15 protein-coding genes are annotated in these 15,743 nt (G+C 54.8%); 9 read left to right on the top strand and 6 right to left on the bottom strand.

The annotated features are described in order from the left end of the window. The first annotated feature begins 21 nt into the window (after nucleotides 1-21). The gene (rsmF, locus tag ACX8ZY_RS08940) at nucleotides 22-1,449 is read left to right on the top strand and encodes a 16S rRNA (cytosine(1407)-C(5))-methyltransferase RsmF (protein ID WP_199252812.1); all 1,428 of its coding nucleotides are present in this window, start codon (nucleotides 22-24) and stop codon (nucleotides 1,447-1,449) included. A gap of 1 nt (nucleotide 1,450) precedes the next feature. Here rsmF and ACX8ZY_RS08935 read toward each other — a convergent pair whose 3' ends face one another. The 4 genes from ACX8ZY_RS08935 to ACX8ZY_RS08920 form a co-directional block, all read right to left on the bottom strand. Continuing rightward, nucleotides 1,451-2,098, bottom strand: coding sequence for a metallophosphoesterase (locus tag ACX8ZY_RS08935; RefSeq protein ID WP_158131635.1), 648 nt, complete (start codon nucleotides 2,096-2,098; stop codon nucleotides 1,451-1,453). A 272-nt stretch (nucleotides 2,099-2,370) separates the two neighbouring features. Beyond that, nucleotides 2,371-2,583, bottom strand: coding sequence for a DUF1272 domain-containing protein (locus ACX8ZY_RS08930; RefSeq protein WP_010258758.1), 213 nt, complete (start codon nucleotides 2,581-2,583; stop codon nucleotides 2,371-2,373). Between the two features lie 135 nt (nucleotides 2,584-2,718). Continuing rightward, the gene (locus ACX8ZY_RS08925) at nucleotides 2,719-4,068 is read right to left on the bottom strand and encodes an MFS transporter (protein ID WP_010258755.1); all 1,350 of its coding nucleotides are present in this window, start codon (nucleotides 4,066-4,068) and stop codon (nucleotides 2,719-2,721) included. A 141-nt stretch (nucleotides 4,069-4,209) separates the two neighbouring features. Continuing rightward, complete coding sequence (locus tag ACX8ZY_RS08920) at nucleotides 4,210-6,240, bottom strand: choline transporter (RefSeq protein WP_010258753.1); 2,031 nt, start codon at nucleotides 6,238-6,240, stop codon at nucleotides 4,210-4,212. 255 nt (nucleotides 6,241-6,495) lie between these two features. On the opposite strand from ACX8ZY_RS08920, the gene betI reads away from it, so the two are divergent. The 8 genes from betI to ACX8ZY_RS08880 all read left to right on the top strand — a co-directional run bounded on the left by betI (nucleotide 6,496) and on the right by ACX8ZY_RS08880 (nucleotide 13,450). After that, nucleotides 6,496-7,089, top strand: coding sequence for a transcriptional regulator BetI (gene betI / locus ACX8ZY_RS08915; RefSeq protein WP_010258750.1), 594 nt, complete (start codon nucleotides 6,496-6,498; stop codon nucleotides 7,087-7,089). Between the two features lie 14 nt (nucleotides 7,090-7,103). Next, a complete protein-coding gene (betB, locus tag ACX8ZY_RS08910) occupies nucleotides 7,104-8,576 on the top strand; it encodes a betaine-aldehyde dehydrogenase (protein WP_010670776.1) in 1,473 nt (490 codons plus the stop codon). A 23-nt stretch (nucleotides 8,577-8,599) separates the two neighbouring features. Further along, nucleotides 8,600-10,282 (top strand): choline dehydrogenase, encoded by a 1,683-nt coding sequence (betA, locus tag ACX8ZY_RS08905; RefSeq protein WP_010258743.1) that lies wholly within the window; start codon nucleotides 8,600-8,602, stop codon nucleotides 10,280-10,282. Between the two features lie 429 nt (nucleotides 10,283-10,711). Next, on the top strand, nucleotides 10,712-11,062 hold the full coding sequence (gene mdtJ, locus ACX8ZY_RS08900; RefSeq protein ID WP_158131633.1) for a multidrug/spermidine efflux SMR transporter subunit MdtJ: 351 nt from the start codon (nucleotides 10,712-10,714) through the stop codon (nucleotides 11,060-11,062). Then, the gene (gene mdtI, locus ACX8ZY_RS08895) at nucleotides 11,049-11,378 is read left to right on the top strand and encodes a multidrug/spermidine efflux SMR transporter subunit MdtI (RefSeq protein ID WP_010258739.1); all 330 of its coding nucleotides are present in this window, start codon (nucleotides 11,049-11,051) and stop codon (nucleotides 11,376-11,378) included. The genes mdtJ and mdtI overlap by 14 nt, the downstream gene beginning before the upstream one ends. A 200-nt stretch (nucleotides 11,379-11,578) precedes the next feature. Further along, on the top strand, nucleotides 11,579-12,721 hold the full coding sequence (locus ACX8ZY_RS08890) for an acyltransferase family protein (protein ID WP_010258734.1): 1,143 nt from the start codon (nucleotides 11,579-11,581) through the stop codon (nucleotides 12,719-12,721). Nucleotides 12,722-12,901: 180 nt separating this feature from the next. After that, nucleotides 12,902-13,162 carry a hypothetical protein gene (locus tag ACX8ZY_RS08885; protein WP_010258727.1) on the top strand — a complete coding sequence of 87 codons (261 nt, stop codon included), beginning with the start codon at nucleotides 12,902-12,904 and terminating at the stop codon, nucleotides 13,160-13,162. Nucleotides 13,163-13,264: 102 nt separating this feature from the next. Then, entirely contained in the window at nucleotides 13,265-13,450 is a 186-nt protein-coding gene (locus ACX8ZY_RS08880) for a hypothetical protein (RefSeq protein ID WP_062757819.1), read from the top strand. Between the two features lie 97 nt (nucleotides 13,451-13,547). Here the strand turns inward: ACX8ZY_RS08880 and ACX8ZY_RS08875 are convergent, their stop codons facing one another. After that, nucleotides 13,548-13,685, bottom strand: coding sequence for a hypothetical protein (locus tag ACX8ZY_RS08875; protein WP_010258717.1), 138 nt, complete (start codon nucleotides 13,683-13,685; stop codon nucleotides 13,548-13,550). Nucleotides 13,686-13,898: 213 nt separating this feature from the next. Then, nucleotides 13,899-14,921 (bottom strand): alcohol dehydrogenase AdhP, encoded by a 1,023-nt coding sequence (gene adhP, locus ACX8ZY_RS08870; RefSeq protein WP_010258714.1) that lies wholly within the window; start codon nucleotides 14,919-14,921, stop codon nucleotides 13,899-13,901. Between the last annotated feature and the right edge of the window lie 822 nt (nucleotides 14,922-15,743).

Genomic DNA, 15,743 nt, shown 5'->3' with positions numbered 1-15,743 from the left:
TGCCTTAACTGGAATGTGCCCGTGTCAGATGCTTCTTCGCTTTTCCCCGCCGATTTTCTCTCGTTAATGCGCCAGAGCCTGCCCGATGAGGCGAGCCTCGCGCAATTTATTGCCTACAGTCAGCAACCCCTGCGCCGCAGTATTCGCGTCAATACCCTGAAGATCAGCGTGGCTGACTTTCTGAGTCAGACCGCGCGTTATGACTGGCAGCTGACGCCGGTGCCGTGGTGCGAAGAGGGATTCTGGATCAGCCGGGAAGATGAGAGCCTGCCGCTGGGCAGCGTGGCTGAGCATCTCAGTGGCCTGTTCTACATTCAGGAGGCCAGCTCCATGCTGCCGGTGACCGCGCTGTTTGACGCCCAGCCAGAGGTCAGCGCCGTGATGGATATGGCGGCGGCACCGGGTTCTAAAACGACCCAGATTGCTGCGCGGATGGGCAATCAGGGCGTTATCCTGGCTAACGAATTCTCCTCCAGCCGGGTTAAAGTATTGCACGCCAATATCAGCCGCTGCGGCGTCAGCAACAGTGCCTTAACGCACTTTGACGCGCGGGTCTTCGGGCCAGCCCTGCCGGAACAATTCGACGCCATCCTGCTCGACGCTCCCTGCTCCGGCGAAGGGGTGATTCGCAAAGATGCTGATGCGCTGAAAAACTGGTCGCTGGCAAGTACGCATGAGATCGCCGCGACCCAGCGCGATCTGCTCGACAGTGCCTTCCACGCCCTCAAACCCGGCGGCACGCTGGTTTACTCCACCTGCACCCTGAATCAGATTGAGAATCAGCAGGTCATTGCCTGGCTGCTGGAGCGCTATCCGGACGCTGTAGAGGTTGTAGCGCTCGATGGGCTGTTTGAGGGTGCCGGACAGGCCGCGACGCCCGAGGGCTATCTGCATGTCTTCCCGCAGATGTTCGACAGCGAAGGCTTTTTCGTTGCGCGGCTGCGTAAAACCGCGTCGGTCGAGCCCTTACCGCTGCCGGGCTACAAAGTGGGTAAATTGCCCTTCTCCCACCTCAGCCGCAAGCTGGAAAGTGAGATAGCCCAGGCCGCCGCCGCTGTCTCTCTTAAATGGGATGCGTCGCTGGAGCTGTGGCAGCGTGATAAAGAGATCTGGCTGTTCCCGAAGGCCGTCACCCCGCTGCTGGGCAAAGTGCGGTTCTCGCGCATCGGCCTGAAGCTGGCAGAAACTTTTGCTAAAGGCTATCGCTGGCAGCATGAAGCGGTGATTGCGCTGGCAAAACCCGATGCGGCGCAGACTTTTGAGCTCACCGCAGCAGAGGCGGAAGAGTGGTATCGCGGCCGGGATATCTACCCGGAAACGGAACCCACCCGTAATGAGATGATTGTCACTTATCAGCAGCAGCCGCTGGGGCTGGCTAAAAAAGTCGGCAGCCGTATCAAGAACAGCTATCCGCGGGAGCTGGTGCGCGACGGACGCCTGTTCCGCTGAGTCACTTTATTTGCACCATCGTCAGATGATTGCCAAACACTGCGCCGGTATCGATGTAGTGCAGATTGGCAATCGTCAGCGACCGTTTCAGCGGCGTGTGTCCGAAGTAAAAGGCGTCTGCGCCACGGATGCCCGCCCGTTCGCCTGACTCCATCGCCTCCAGCCGCTGACGGCTCCAGACCACCTGCTGCCAGTCGAGTGGCTTATTCAACGCATATTCCCGGGCCGGATAATCAGCATGGGCAATCACAATAATTCGCTCATCGAGCTGCAGATGGAGAATCAGCGGCAGCTCACGGCAACGCTGCAACGCGTGACGCGCCGCAATCAACGCTGCACCACGCAGCCGAAAGAACCAGTCGCCACCGTTCATCTGCCAGAGCGCCATTTCCTGCCCCTGTAGTGCTGAAAGCGCCATCTCCTCATGATTCCCCCGCACGCAGCGAAACCAGAGCTCCTCCAGCAGCGCCAGACAACCCAGGCTGTCGGGACCGCGATCGATGATGTCACCCACCGAAATCAGTAAGTCCAGCTGCGGGTCAAACTGATGCTGCTGCAACAGCGCATCCAGTTCGCGGCGGCAGCCATGCAGATCGCCGACCACCCAGATCCGTCGCCACGCTGCGCCATTCAGGGATTGGTAATACATCGCTGCACCCGGCCTTTGTCTGCTGAAAACATCTTCAGAGTATAGTCAGGGCTGACCCTGTACTGGCATGACGCGCTGGAAAGCAGAATGCAAAGGAGGCTGGGTGCAAGGGGTCGGGCCAGGCGATTAAAGAGAGGTGAAAGGAGCGTCCCTCCCGGCGCTTATCTCCGGCACTCAGTAAAGGTGGTAGCTCTGTCAGGGACGAAATACATCATAATGCGATCAGGCGCGCCAGGCTATTCTGCCCCCACCATATCTGTAGTCATTTGGGATCAGCTACGCATTTTAGCCGGATATTTCTGCAGTTTCTCTGCCGGACGCACCGGGCGGCGCACCAGCTCACCGCCGCAGTTAGGGCAAAGATGAGTGAGATGCTCAGCACAGTCAGCGCAGAACGTGCATTCAAACGAGCAGATGCGTGCCGCCAGAGAAGATGGCGGCAGATCAACGTCGCAGCGTTCACAATTGGGGCGAAGTTCCAGCATGGTGTGACTCCTCAAAAAAGCGGTATGCGCCAGCTTCGCGGTTGCTGACCCGAATGTCGAGCCAGCAACCGGACAAGAGTGTGTCAGATCCGGACATCCTGCTTTAATGGTGCAGTCAGCGGTGCTTTGCCGCTGCTATTTGTGCCGCTGATCCTCAGGAAGGTCATCGGGCAAATCCTCTTCGTCAGCTGTGTCATCGAACTCAGCACTCTCCTCTTCCGGCTCCTGACCGCCCATCGACGCATGAATCACCTCCTCTTCCAGCGTCGGGATCAGCGCGGCACCCAATGGCGAGGTCGCCAGACTGTCAGGCATCACCACATGCGGCAACGGTACTTCGGTCGTCGGAAGCGGACCCGGCGCACGCACATAACTCAGTCCGCCAATCACCAGCGCACAGAGCATAAAGAAGAGATAGAGCATATTGCTGCCCAGCGGCTGCATCAGCGCACCGACCACCAGCGGGCCGATACTGGCGCCAATACCAAACGCCATCAGCAGACAGGCAGTTAACGAGACACGACGATCGGCGGCGACCTGATCGTTGGCCAGAGCCACCTGCAATGGATAGAGCGCAAACTGCATCATGCTGGCGGCAAAGGCGATGCCAATCATCCAGTGGAAGGTCAGATGCGGCAGTACCACCAGCGGCACGCAGGCCACGGCAAAGAGCATGGCAATAATGAATAACAGCCGCTGGCGGTCGTAGCGATCAGAGAGCCAGCTTAGCGGAAACTGCGACACCAGCCCGGCAAAAATCGTGAGACTCATAAAATAACCGGTCTGGCTGGTGGTGAAGCCTTTGCTGCTGCCATAAACCGGTGCCAGGCCATAGAACGCGCCAATCGCCATGCCGGTCACCAGGGTGGTGCCGAGCAGTTTGGGAATAGTGCGGATAAAATAGCCCAGCTCCATCGGCGCCGGTGTCATGGGCCGGACGTGAGTGCGGGTGGTCAGTGCAATCGGCACCAGACAGAGCGCGAAACAGAGCGCCACAATCAGCAGCGTGCTCACCCCAAACCCCGATTGCAGGCTCAGTATCACCTGTCCGCCACTGAGTCCAAGGTAGGTGGCGACCATATAGAGGCCGAAAATCATGCCGCGCTGGGAAGATTCCGCCTGATCGTTGAGCCAGCTCTCCAGCACCATGTACTGGCACATCATGCAGAGCCCGATAATCAGACGCAGAAAGACCCACAGCGGAATAAAGTCTGTCAGCCCGTGACCTACAACCGAGGCGGTAATGATCCCGGCACAGGCCACGTAGGCACGGATATGGCCGACGCGGGCAATCAGGTTGTGCCCCACCTTGCCGCCAATCACCAGCCCGATATAGTTGGCCGCAATAATCGCGCCGATCAGCGCACCATTAACCTGTTCACTGGCCAGCCGTAACGAGACGTAGGTAGTCAGTAAACCGGAACCCAGCAGCATCAGAAGCGTAGTGGTATAGAGCGGCAGAAACGTACTGAATATTTTTCCCATATGACTCCCTGTCTACGCTTTTCAGGCATCAGGCCAGCAAAGCCCTAAAGATAGTCGATTTCGGCAGGTGAAGCGGTATTGTTCATGACGACGGTAGCGAAAAAAAAGCCCGCCAGCAATTGCTCACTGACGGGCCCTGATTTAAGCGCTTGGGAAGCTGATGTTGCTGCCCGGCGCTTCACGGTTGAGATGGATGAAGTTCAGGTGTCGCTCATACTGATCCAGTATGTCGATGATCACCTGCTCTTTGCTGTAATCCATTAAGTCGTTACCCTGACTGCCCTCCATCAGGAAGGTTTCCAGCCGGTAGTAGGTCGACTTACCGCTGCGGGCGCGATAGGTAAAGCCCGGAATCGAATATTGCTGCGGCCAGACCTGATAGATAAAGTCCTGCTCCTCGCCCAGATGGACGCGCAGATCCAGATAGCCAATCGGGTTGCTTTCATCCGCCTCAACGCTCTCCAGCGTGACCCGGCCATCCCGCAGCTCCAGCTCTTTCGCCACTTCCTGCATCGCCGGATAGATGGTTTTTTCCATCATCTGCTGGGTATAACGCGAGCCTGGGTAGTTCATCAGGCGCGACAGACGCTTCTTCCAGGTCAGGCGATCGGTCGCATGAGCCAGATAGGGCGCGGTGTCGCGCGTGGCGCTGGCCCGACGGTGATCTTCAATCTTCAGGGATTTAAACAGCCCCGCCATGACAAAGAAGATAACAAAGCTGAACGGCAGCCCCATGATCACCGTAGTGTTCTGCAAGGCAGTGATACCGTTGGTCATCAGCATGCTCAGGGTCAGTACCCCAATCGCCACAGACCAGAAGATACGCAGCCAGTTCGGTGCATCACTGTTGATGTCTTTCAGGCGCGAGGTGAAGTTACCCAGCACCAGTGAGCCGGAATCCGCCGAGGTGACGTAGAACAGCATACCGGTGATCGTCGCGACCGAGGCGCTGAGTTTAAACGCCGGATACTGCGCCAGCAGGCTGTAGAAGCCGCGCTCCGCATGGTTCATCACTTCCTGCGCAAACTCCGTATTGCCGTGAATGATCTGATACAGCGCGGCATTACCGAACACTGACAGCCACAACAGCGTAAAGGTGAACGGAATAATCAGCGTGCCCAGCACGAACTCACGGATGGTACGACCACGCGAAATACGCGCCAGGAACAGGCCGACGAATGGCGACCAGGCCACCCACCACGCCCAGAAGAAGAGCGTCCAGCTGTTCATCCACTGGGTCGGACGATCAAAGGCAAAGGTATTGAGCGTCATGCCCATGAAGCGGTTGATGTAATCCCCGACGTTCAGCACCAGCGCATTCAGCAGGAACTCGGTGTTGCCGAAGAACAGCACAAACAGAATCAGTCCCAGCGCCATCACCACGTTCAGCTCAGAGAGAATACGGATCCCTTTATCGACGCCCGACGTGACAGAAATGGTGGCGATCACGACGGAGAGGACAATCAGCGCGGCCTGCGCGGTCAGGCCTTCCGGGATATCAAACAGCACTTTGAGGCCATAGTTAAGCTGCACGACCCCGATGCCGAGCGTGGTGGCGATACCAAAGATGGTGCCGACCACGGCGGCGATATCTACGGTGTGGCCAATCGGGCCATAGATGCGTTTACCAAAGATGGGATAGAGCGCGGAACGGATGGTCAGCGGCAGGTTATAGCGATAGCTGAAGTAGCCCAGCGCGATGCCCATCAACGCATACATTGACCAGCCGGTGAGTCCGTAGTGGAACAGCGTCCAGACCATCGCCTGGCGGGCCGCTTCCATCGTCTGCCCTGCCCCCTCCGGCGGCTGCATATACTGCGTCACCGGCTCGGCGACCGAGAAGAACATCAGGTCGATGCCGATCCCGGCGGCGAACAGCATGGCGGACCAGCTGAGGACGCTGAACTCGGGTTTGGAGTGCTCAGGCCCGAGCTTGATCGAACCAAAGCGTGAGCAGGCCATATACAACACAAAAACAATATAGAGCGTGGCAGCCAGCATGTAGTACCAGCCGAAGGTGGCGGAAACCCAGTTTACCGCCTTGAGGATCCAGCTCGCGGCCAGTTCACTGTAGAGAATCGTCACAAGTGAAAACGTCAGAATCAATCCGGCAGAGGTATAAAATACAACGGGATTGAGTCTGTCTTTTTCACCGGCAGGTGGATTATTCATCGGTTACCTCTGGTTAATGTCCTGAAAATACGCAATGGATAAGTCTTGCCGTCCACGGCTTTCCGGCCGTGCGGCCCTGTTTCGTTCTGTCACTTCCTGTTAATCGCTCAGGCAAACCAGCCTATTTTAGCACTCATTGCCGTTTCGCTTTCGCTACATTTAAAGAACAGCATCCTAACAAATTTTCTTTTTATATTGAACGTGCAATCAAAAAAAGTTTAAATAGGGGCTCGATTTGAGGGTGGAGCTGGAGCTATGCCAAAGGTAGGGATGCAGCCGATACGTCGTCGGCAACTGATTGATGCGACCCTGAGCACGATTAATGAAGTGGGGATTAATGATGCCACTATCGCCCAGATCGCCCGTCGGGCGGGGGTATCCACCGGCATCATCAGTCACTATTTCAAGGATAAGAACGGCTTACTGGAAGCCACGATGCGTGATGTGACGCGTCAACTGCGGGAGGCGGTACTGTCGCGGCTAGAACCGCTGGCCGGTGCCTCTGCAGAACAGCGGTTGTGTGCCATCGTTGAGGGGAATTTTGATGATACCCAGGTGCACACGGCAGTGATGAAAGCCTGGCTCGACTTCTGGTCGAGCAGCATGCATCAGCCCCAGCTTAATCGCCTGGAGCGGGTCAGCAGCCGACGGCTCTACTCAACGCTGGTGGTCGAATTCCGGCGTGAACTGCCGCTGGAGAAGGCACGTCTGGCCGCACACGGGCTGGCTGCCCTGATAGATGGTCTGTGGCTGCGCGCCGCGCTGAGCGGTAAGCCATTTAACCCGGTCATCGCCCTCACACTGACCACCCAATTCATCCGTCAGCAACTGGCTGGCGAGCACGAATAACGGAAGGAGAAAACATGTCCCGATTCACCGAGCAGAAACTCTACATCGATGGCGCTTATGTTGCCGCAGCGTCTGGCGAAACGTTCCAGACGATTAACCCGGTCAACGGCGAAGTGCTGGCAGAGGTTCATGCCGCCGGCCAGGAAGATGTCAATCGCGCCGTTGCTGCCGCCAGAAAAGGCCAGAAAGTCTGGGCCGCGATGACCGCCATGGAGCGCTCGCGCATCCTGCGTCGCGCCGTCGATATTCTGCGTGAGCGTAATGATGAGCTGGCAGAGCTGGAAATGCTCGATACCGGTAAGCCTTACAGCGAAACCTCAGCGGTCGATATCGTCACCGGCGCAGACGTACTGGAGTATTACGCCGGTCTGGTTCCGGCGCTGGAAGGTCAGCAGATCCCACTGCGCGAAACCTCCTTTGTTTACACCCGCCGCGAACCGCTGGGCGTGGTAGCCGGTATCGGTGCCTGGAACTACCCGATTCAGATCGCCCTGTGGAAATCCGCGCCCGCGCTGGCAGCGGGTAACGCGATGATTTTCAAACCGAGTGAAATGACCCCGCTCACTGCCCTGAAGCTGGCGGAAATTTACACCGAAGCGGGCCTGCCGGATGGCGTGTTCAACGTGCTGCCGGGCATCGGTTCAGTCACCGGTCAGTTGCTCACTGAGCATCCTGGCATCGACAAAGTCTCCTTTACCGGTGGCGTCGTCAGCGGCAAAAAAGTGATGGCCAATGCAGCAGGTTCAACGCTGAAAGAGGTCACCATGGAACTGGGTGGTAAATCACCGCTGATCATCTTTGATGATGCCGATCTCGATCTGGCCGCCGACATCGCCATGATGGCGAACTTCTACAGCTCCGGTCAGGTCTGCACCAACGGCACCCGCGTCTTTATTCCTGCAAAACTGCAGGCCGCATTCGAGGCGAAAATCAGCGAACGCGTTGCCCGCATTCAGGCAGGCGATCTGCGTGACCCGGCGACCAACTTTGGTCCGCTGGTCAGCTTCAGCCATCGCGACAATGTGATGCGTTATATCGAATCCGGCATCGCTGAAGGCGCACGCGTTCTGTGTGGCGGCAAACGTCTGACCGGTGGCGATTTCGACCAGGGTGCCTGGGTTGCACCAACCGTGTTCACCGACTGCCGTGATGAGATGAAGATTGTGCGTGAAGAGATCTTCGGACCGGTCATGTCGATCCTGAGCTACGAAAGTGAAGAAGAAGTGATCCGCCGCGCCAATGACACCGAATTTGGTCTGGCCGCCGGACTGGTGACGCAGGATCTCAATAAGGCGCACCGCGTGATTCATCAGATCGAAGCAGGTATCTGCTGGATTAATACCTGGGGCGAATCAGCCGCAGAGATGCCAGTGGGGGGTTACAAGCACTCCGGCATTGGCCGTGAGAATGGCCTGATGACGCTGCAGAGCTACACCCAGGTGAAGTCCGTGCAGGTTGAGCTGACGCGTTTTCAGTCAGTCTTTTAATCACTTAACCTGAGGAACGATGAATGGAATTTGATTACATTATTATTGGAGCCGGATCCGCAGGAAACGTTCTGGCTACCCGTCTGACTGAAGAGAGCAACGTGAGCGTCCTGTTGCTGGAAGCGGGCGGCCCGGATTACCGCTTTGATTTTCGCACTCAGATGCCTGCGGCCCTCGCCTTCCCGTTACAGGGCAAGCGCTATAACTGGGCTTATGAAACCGAGCCAGAGCCTTACATGAACAATCGCCGCATGGAGTGTGGTCGCGGCAAAGGTCTGGGCGGTTCATCACTGATTAACGGCATGTGTTATATCCGCGGCAACGCGATGGATCTCGATAACTGGGCCAGCGAACCTGGGCTGGAGAACTGGAGCTATCTGGACTGCCTGCCTTACTATCGTAAAGCGGAAACCCGCGATATTGGCCCGAACGATTTCCACGGCGGCGACGGCCCGGTGTGTGTTGCAACGCCTAAAGCGGGCAATAACGTGCTGTTTGAAGCGATGATTGAGGCGGGCGTGCAGGCAGGTTATCCGCGCACTGACGACCTTAATGGCTATCAGCAGGAAGGTTTCGGTCCGATGGATCGTACCGTCACACCAAACGGTCGTCGCTCCAGCACCGCGCGTGGCTATCTCGATATGGCCAAAGGCCGCGCCAACCTGAAGATCATCACGCATGCCACCACCGATCGCATCATCTTCGATGGCAAGCGTGCGGTCGGCGTGGAGTATCTGCAGGGCGACAGCAACACCATCAACAAAGTGACCGCGCGCCGTGAAGTGCTGCTGTGTGCCGGCGCTATCGCCTCGCCGCAGATCCTGCAGCGTTCTGGCGTGGGTTCTCCTGAGCTGCTGAAACAGTTCGACATCCCGCTGGTTCACGACCTGCCGGGCGTGGGTGAAAACCTGCAGGACCATCTGGAGATGTATCTGCAGTATGAGTGTAAAGAACCGGTCTCAATCTATCCGGCTCTGAAGTGGTGGAATCAGCCGAAAATCGGTGCGGAGTGGATGTTTAACGGCACCGGTATTGGCGCCAGCAACCAGTTCGAAGCGGGTGGCTTTATCCGCAGCCGCGAAGAGTTCAGCTGGCCGAACATTCAGTATCACTTCCTGCCGGTGGCGATTAACTACAACGGTTCCAACGCGGTTGATGCCCACGGCTTCCAGTGTCACGTTGGCTCGATGCGTTCTCCAAGCCGCGGTCATGTACGCCTGAAGTCACGCGATCCGCGTCGTCATCCGGCCATTCTGTTTAACTACATGTCGCATGAGCAGGACTGGCATGAGTTCCGCGATGCGATTCGCATCACGCGCCAGATCATCAATCAGCCAGCACTGGATAAGTACCGTGGCCGTGAAATCAGTCCGGGACTGGATTGCCAGACAGATGAGCAGCTGGATGAGTTCGTGCGTAACCACGGCGAAACCGCTTATCACCCGTGCGGCACCTGTAAGATGGGTAACGACCCGATGTCCGTCGTTGATGGCGAAGGTCGTGTGCATGGACTGGAAGGCTTACGCGTAGTGGATGCGTCGATTATGCCGCTGATCATCACCGGTAACCTGAACGCCACCACTATCATGATTGGCGAGAAGATTGCCGATAAGATTCGTGGTCGCGATCCATTGCCGCGCAGCACCGCCGCTTACTATGTTGCGGGTGATGCGCCCGTTCGCACGGTTCCGCAGCGCGCTGAATAATACGTGACACCGTCACTTAATAATCGTCGGGCACTTCTGTTGCCCGGCTATTTTTTTCATTATGGTTTACCACACATCCTTTTCCACACTTCATCATTCTCAAACCATCAAACCTTAACAGACATCAAACAAAGCAGCATCTGCTGTTGATTTGGTGATGTGCAGAATGCTATAAATCCAGCGTCTATTTAACCGGAGGCACTATCCGTCCACTGATGAGAAGCAACAATGTGGATGTGTTGTAAATTTTATGAGCAGAATGTTCATGTCACCCCCCCTGTATTCCCCCTCTTGCCTTTCTGGCTGGAACGCCGCCGATCAGCACTGGCGTAACGCCCTGTAGTCCCCTCACCACTTCGAACTGTTCTGAGTCTGCCCGCACGTTGTGCGTTGTTGCAGGTCGTCATTTATCGTTGCTGGAGAGCACCCATGCGCGCCTGGGTTTTATTATCACTCGCTATTGTTACTGAAATTATTGGTACCCTTTTTATGAAATGGTCCAGCATCAATGGCAGCCATTCCGGCTACCTGATGATGCTGGGCATGATTGCCTGTTCTTATATTCTGCTGAGTTTCGCCATTAAACGTATCGCCCTGGGCGTGGCTTATGCGCTGTGGGAAGGTATCGGCATCATGCTGATTACGTTATTCAGCGTGCAGCTGTTTGGTGAAACGCTGTCAGCGCTGAAAATCTGTGGGCTGGTGACGCTGATCGTCGGAATTGTGTTGATCAAAACCGGCACCCAATCATCAGCGGAGGTTAATCATGCTCATCGCTGATCTTGTTCATGCGTCCTGGCTGGCGCTGGCTATCGTGCTGGAAATTGCCGCCAACATATTCCTTAAATATTCTGATGGGTTTAAGAAACCGCTGTACGGTCTGCTTTCACTTTGCTGTGTCCTGCTCGCATTCAGCGCACTCGCTCAGGCGGTCAAAGGTATCGATCTCTCGATCGCCTATGCGGTCTGGGGCGGTTTTGGGATTATCGCTACTGTCGCGGCCGGATGGGTGTTGTTTGGCCAGCGGCTGAACCGCAAAGGCTGGGCCGGCCTGACCCTGTTGCTGGCCGGTATGATCCTGTTAAAACTGGCCTGATCGGCCCTCTCAATCAGTGATATTGATTAAGGGTGTGCCACTGCACGCCCTTAACTTCCTGTGCTTTCCCGCCCTGTTTCGGTTGATTTTTCACTCCCACCTGTGCTCGGAATCTTCTTACTTTTGTAAAGGCCCGTTTACATATCTGTTGCCTTGAGGCTTAGTGAGCGCCGAAGGTCGGATAAAAACGAGGAATAGTTATGTCTGCAACACGAGGTTGGTCTACGGAGCTGGAGGGATTACGCGGCATCGCTTCTCTCTGGGTATTAGTTGGCCATATCAGCTTACTGGTTCATTGCCACATCACGCTTATTTCATCCCCTGGCATCGGGGTCGATCTGTTTATTCTGTTATCGGGTTATCTGATGGCGAAAAACTACGTCGAGCGTCAGCAGAAAGAGCCGTGGCAGAGCACAGAGACCATCAAGAAGTTCTGGATCCGGCGCTTCTTCCGTATCGCCCCGCTCTACTATCTGCTGTTAATCATCGCCCTGATTTATGGCCCGTGGTTTGGCGAGATGCGTGACACCATTGCTCATTTCTATTCCGGCACCGCCACTGAGTCGTCGCGTTACAACGACCAGTCGCTGGCAAACATCCTGACCCACTTCAGTTTCCTGTTCGGCCTGCTGCCCGAATATGGTTTTAATACTGTGCTGCCTGACTGGAGCATCGGGCTGGAGATGCAGTTCTATCTGCTGTTCCCGTTCATCATGCTGGTGACGCTGCGCTTTGGTTATGCCGCCTCGCTGATTGGCATCATGGCGCTTTGCTGCGCTGGCCGGTATGTGCTGGCAGATTATTATGAGGCGTTTGAGATGCCTTCAATGATCCTGATAAAGCTGAATATGTTCCTGTCGGGGATGCTGCTGGCCGAGGCGATTCGCCGTAAATCCCTGCTCTACGTCGCTTTTGCGCTGCTCGGCCCGGTTGCCAGCGTGGCGATGGGCCTGGGCGCGATTAAGCTGCAGGTGATTATGGAGGCGCTGATGATCGTCGGTATGACGGCGATTCTGTGGCAATACCCGCAGGGCAGCCTGATGGCAACGCTGATTGCTCTGCCGCGTAAGCTGCTGAACAACCGTCTCAGCACCTGGCTGGGCGACGTGTCGTTTTCTGTCTACCTGCTGCATCTGCTGATTGTAATCCCGCTGATCGCACTGCTGCTCAATCACACCGACATCGAGTTTAAGAGCGACATGATGCGTTTCCTGATTGTCTGCGTCTCTGCCATCCCGGTGACCTATGCGCTGGCCTCTTTACTCTATAAGTATGTTGAGAAGCCCGGCATTCAGATTGGTAAGCGCGTGCTGAAGCCGAAGCTGGCCGATCAGACTAGCTGAGTTTTTAAGGCAGGCCCTTCTGTTTTTAAAAGCCCCGACTTCGGGGCTTTTTTTTTGCCAGGAAAAGCGCAATTGGCTGTGATAACGAGCCTGCTCAGGCATTGATTAAGCTCGTCGCCAGCACACCCGCTGAGGTGAACTACACTTTGCCGGTTAGCAATCTGACTCAGAGGAGAGAACATGAGCATTCAGCATCTGCTGCTATCCACCGACGGTGGCGCAGTGATCATTGAAGCAGAACAACTCGAAAGTGAGCTGGTTATCCCGCCCCACCTGCAGACCCTGACCGGCGGTGAAGCTGACAGCGATACCGGCCATCGGGTGGCGGTAACAAAGCACTACTGCAAGGGACGCTACTATGCGGTTGCCCTTGATCGTCATGCGGCCAGCAATGAAATTGACGACGTGATCGACCTGCTGCATCCGGCCCCGCTCGATTAGTCTTTGTCAGACCGAACCCGTACATGTTCCGCTGAACTGCTGGCGGGAAAGCTCAGTATTGCCGGTGCGCGGCATTTACCTATTCAGAAGAGGATAAGCATTATGCAAAAGAAGAAGTGGTTTGTTTCTTACGTGATTAAGCCTGAAGGTGAAAATCATGTCACGACTCACGCCTTTATCGAGGGCGACGATGTCGAGGAGGCGCTGGAAGCCTTTATGTTCGAAACCAAAAAAAGCCTGTCGCTGGAAACCGAAGAGCTGACTCTGCTTTCGGTGAGCCTGGTGTAGACTCTGATTAACCTCGCGATTGCGGGGTTTTTTATGTCCTGTATCAGGATCGGTTATCTATTTATATTATTTATAATTTCCCTGGTGCGGCACTCAATTACTTACTGGGATACGGCCAGGCGTGATCAACGCCAGTTGATGACAGCAGACCGGTAACCGCCAGATACGCCAGTATCAGGACAAACAGCACAATCGCTGCAATTTCAATGGATTTTAGTAAGTGATGCTTAGCCATAAATAACCCTCCTTCAGATGTGTGTAATCAGACTTCACCCCATAAACTATAATGTTACCGGTAAAGTTCAAGTGAAAATCACATCATGAAACATAAAGCCGCGCTTATTAATGCTTTAACCGAATGTGCTCTTACGCATTCAGAGAGAGGGAACTGGCCTTACAGACATAAAAAAGCCCGCACGGCGCGGGCTTCTGCGATTATCAGCACGGATTATTCAGCAGACTGACCGCTAAAGTCGATTACCATCCTGCCGCGGATCTTGCCCTGAATCATCTCATCGAAGATGGCATTGACCTCACCAATCTTCCTTTTGGTCACCTTCGGCACCACCTTCCCTTCTGCCGCAAACTGGAAAGCTTCCGCCAGATCGTTACGCGTCCCGACCAGCGATCCCACTACCTGGATGCCATCGAGCACCAGACGCGGAATATTCAGGCTCATCGCTTCCGGCGGCAGTCCGACAGCCACCACCCGACCACCGGCCCTGACCGCATCGACAGCAGAGTTAAACGCCGCTTTGGCAACCGCCGTTACCACAGCCGCATGCGCCCCACCGGTTTGCTCCTGAATAAAGCGAGCCGCATCTTCGCTGGCCGAGTTTACGACCAGGTCGGCACCCATCTCTTTCGCCAGTGCCAGTTGCCCATCGCTCACATCAACCGCGATCACTTTGGCGTTAAAGACGTTTTTCGCATATTGCAGAGCGAGGTTTCCCAGCCCGCCAAGACCGTAAATCGCCAGCCACTGACCCGGTTTAACCTCGGACACTTTCACCGCTTTATAGGTGGTGACACCGGCGCAGGTGACACTACTGGCGGCGTAAGGATCAAGCCCGTCGGGGACTTTGACCGAATAGTCTGCAACGACGATACACTCTTCAGCCATACCGCCATCGACGGTATAACCGGCATTAACGACCTCTCTGCAGAGCGTTTCGTTACCGGAGTTGCAGTATTGGCAGTGACCGCAGCCCTTAAAGAACCATGCCACGCTGGCACGATCGCCTGGCTTAAGTGAGGTCACATCTGGCGCGACTTCCTCAACAATACCGATACCTTCATGACCCAGCGTCACGCCGGTTTTATCACCGAAATCCCCGTTCTTCACATGCAGATCGGTATGGCATACGCCACAGCATTCCATCCTGAGCCGTGCTTCGCCCGTTTTGAGAGGACGTAGCGTCTTCTCAACCACTTCAACCTTGTGTTCACTGTTAGCAATTGCCGCTTTCATAAACGATGCTCCTTTTGATTGAAGCTTTAAGGATAAGCCAAACCGCGGTGATGACAAGATGACAGGTAAGCTTTGGGTGCGAGGCTGGCAGGGTTGTTTCTGCTGTTGCAGAGTGGAGTGGGTTTTTGGGATGGAGACCGGGCACCTTAAGCTAATAGGGTTATTTTGCGTTCGCTTTTCAACCCAAATTTTAAGCTCACTAATATGTCAGGATTTTATCAACATCATCGGTTAAATTTAATATACACATAAGAAACTACAATAACCCATGCAAAACTAAGAAGTGCTGCATACTGCGGAACAAAGCAGATGAAGATATACACGCCAGCCACAATAACTGCAGCAGGGACTAAATAGAAAAATGAATGAATCAGCCATAAAATAGCACGCTTCATTTATTCAGAATCTCATATAGAGCGTAAGCAATTTTCCCTTCGCTGTTATACATAGGCTTCACCCAATATTTTTTTTATTTTTATCCTCAATTTCAACAACCTATATGAATTAAAGATTTCATAAGTAAACATCCTGTAATTCAGCCATAGAGCACCCCATAACTTATATTTACTTTTTTCACAAATCAACCCATTGGTTTCGCAATAACTAAATATCTGTAATGAGGCGCGTTGACCTTTATATATTGACAGACTCTTTGCTTTTTCTTCTCGCTGGCAAAACCTGCCATAGTAGCAATGATGAGATGAACGTTAGTAAAACTGCATTTAAAGCATGCACCAAGTGATCCACCATTGCGATGATAGCTATTGTGGGCTGAGGGATAAGATGCATAGATCATGCAGCGTTCAACGACCCGAGCGTGGG

Source organism: Pantoea sp. XAF26B01_ASV70 (assembly GCF_054512635.1).
The sequence above is the reverse complement of the archived record's forward strand: the minus strand, read 5'-3'. Positions and strand labels throughout refer to the sequence as shown.

Excerpts from the sequence above, each read along its gene's own strand:
- ACX8ZY_RS08935 (WP_158131635.1), bottom strand. The coding sequence starts at position 2,098 with ATGTATTACCAATCCCTGAATGGCGCAGCGTGGCGACGGATCTGGGTG.
- ACX8ZY_RS08930 (WP_010258758.1), bottom strand. The coding sequence starts at position 2,583 with ATGCTGGAACTTCGCCCCAATTGTGAACGCTGCGACGTTGATCTGCCG.
- ACX8ZY_RS08925 (WP_010258755.1), bottom strand. The coding sequence starts at position 4,068 with ATGGGAAAAATATTCAGTACGTTTCTGCCGCTCTATACCACTACGCTT.
- ACX8ZY_RS08920 (WP_010258753.1), bottom strand. The coding sequence starts at position 6,240 with ATGAATAATCCACCTGCCGGTGAAAAAGACAGACTCAATCCCGTTGTA.
- betI (WP_010258750.1), top strand. The coding sequence starts at position 6,496 with ATGCCAAAGGTAGGGATGCAGCCGATACGTCGTCGGCAACTGATTGAT.
- betB (WP_010670776.1), top strand. The coding sequence starts at position 7,104 with ATGTCCCGATTCACCGAGCAGAAACTCTACATCGATGGCGCTTATGTT.
- betA (WP_010258743.1), top strand. The coding sequence starts at position 8,600 with ATGGAATTTGATTACATTATTATTGGAGCCGGATCCGCAGGAAACGTT.
- mdtJ (WP_158131633.1), top strand. The coding sequence starts at position 10,712 with ATGCGCGCCTGGGTTTTATTATCACTCGCTATTGTTACTGAAATTATT.
- mdtI (WP_010258739.1), top strand. The coding sequence starts at position 11,049 with ATGCTCATCGCTGATCTTGTTCATGCGTCCTGGCTGGCGCTGGCTATC.
- ACX8ZY_RS08890 (WP_010258734.1), top strand. The coding sequence starts at position 11,579 with ATGTCTGCAACACGAGGTTGGTCTACGGAGCTGGAGGGATTACGCGGC.
- ACX8ZY_RS08885 (WP_010258727.1), top strand. The coding sequence starts at position 12,902 with ATGAGCATTCAGCATCTGCTGCTATCCACCGACGGTGGCGCAGTGATC.
- ACX8ZY_RS08880 (WP_062757819.1), top strand. The coding sequence starts at position 13,265 with ATGCAAAAGAAGAAGTGGTTTGTTTCTTACGTGATTAAGCCTGAAGGT.
- ACX8ZY_RS08875 (WP_010258717.1), bottom strand. The coding sequence starts at position 13,685 with ATGGCTAAGCATCACTTACTAAAATCCATTGAAATTGCAGCGATTGTG.
- adhP (WP_010258714.1), bottom strand. The coding sequence starts at position 14,921 with ATGAAAGCGGCAATTGCTAACAGTGAACACAAGGTTGAAGTGGTTGAG.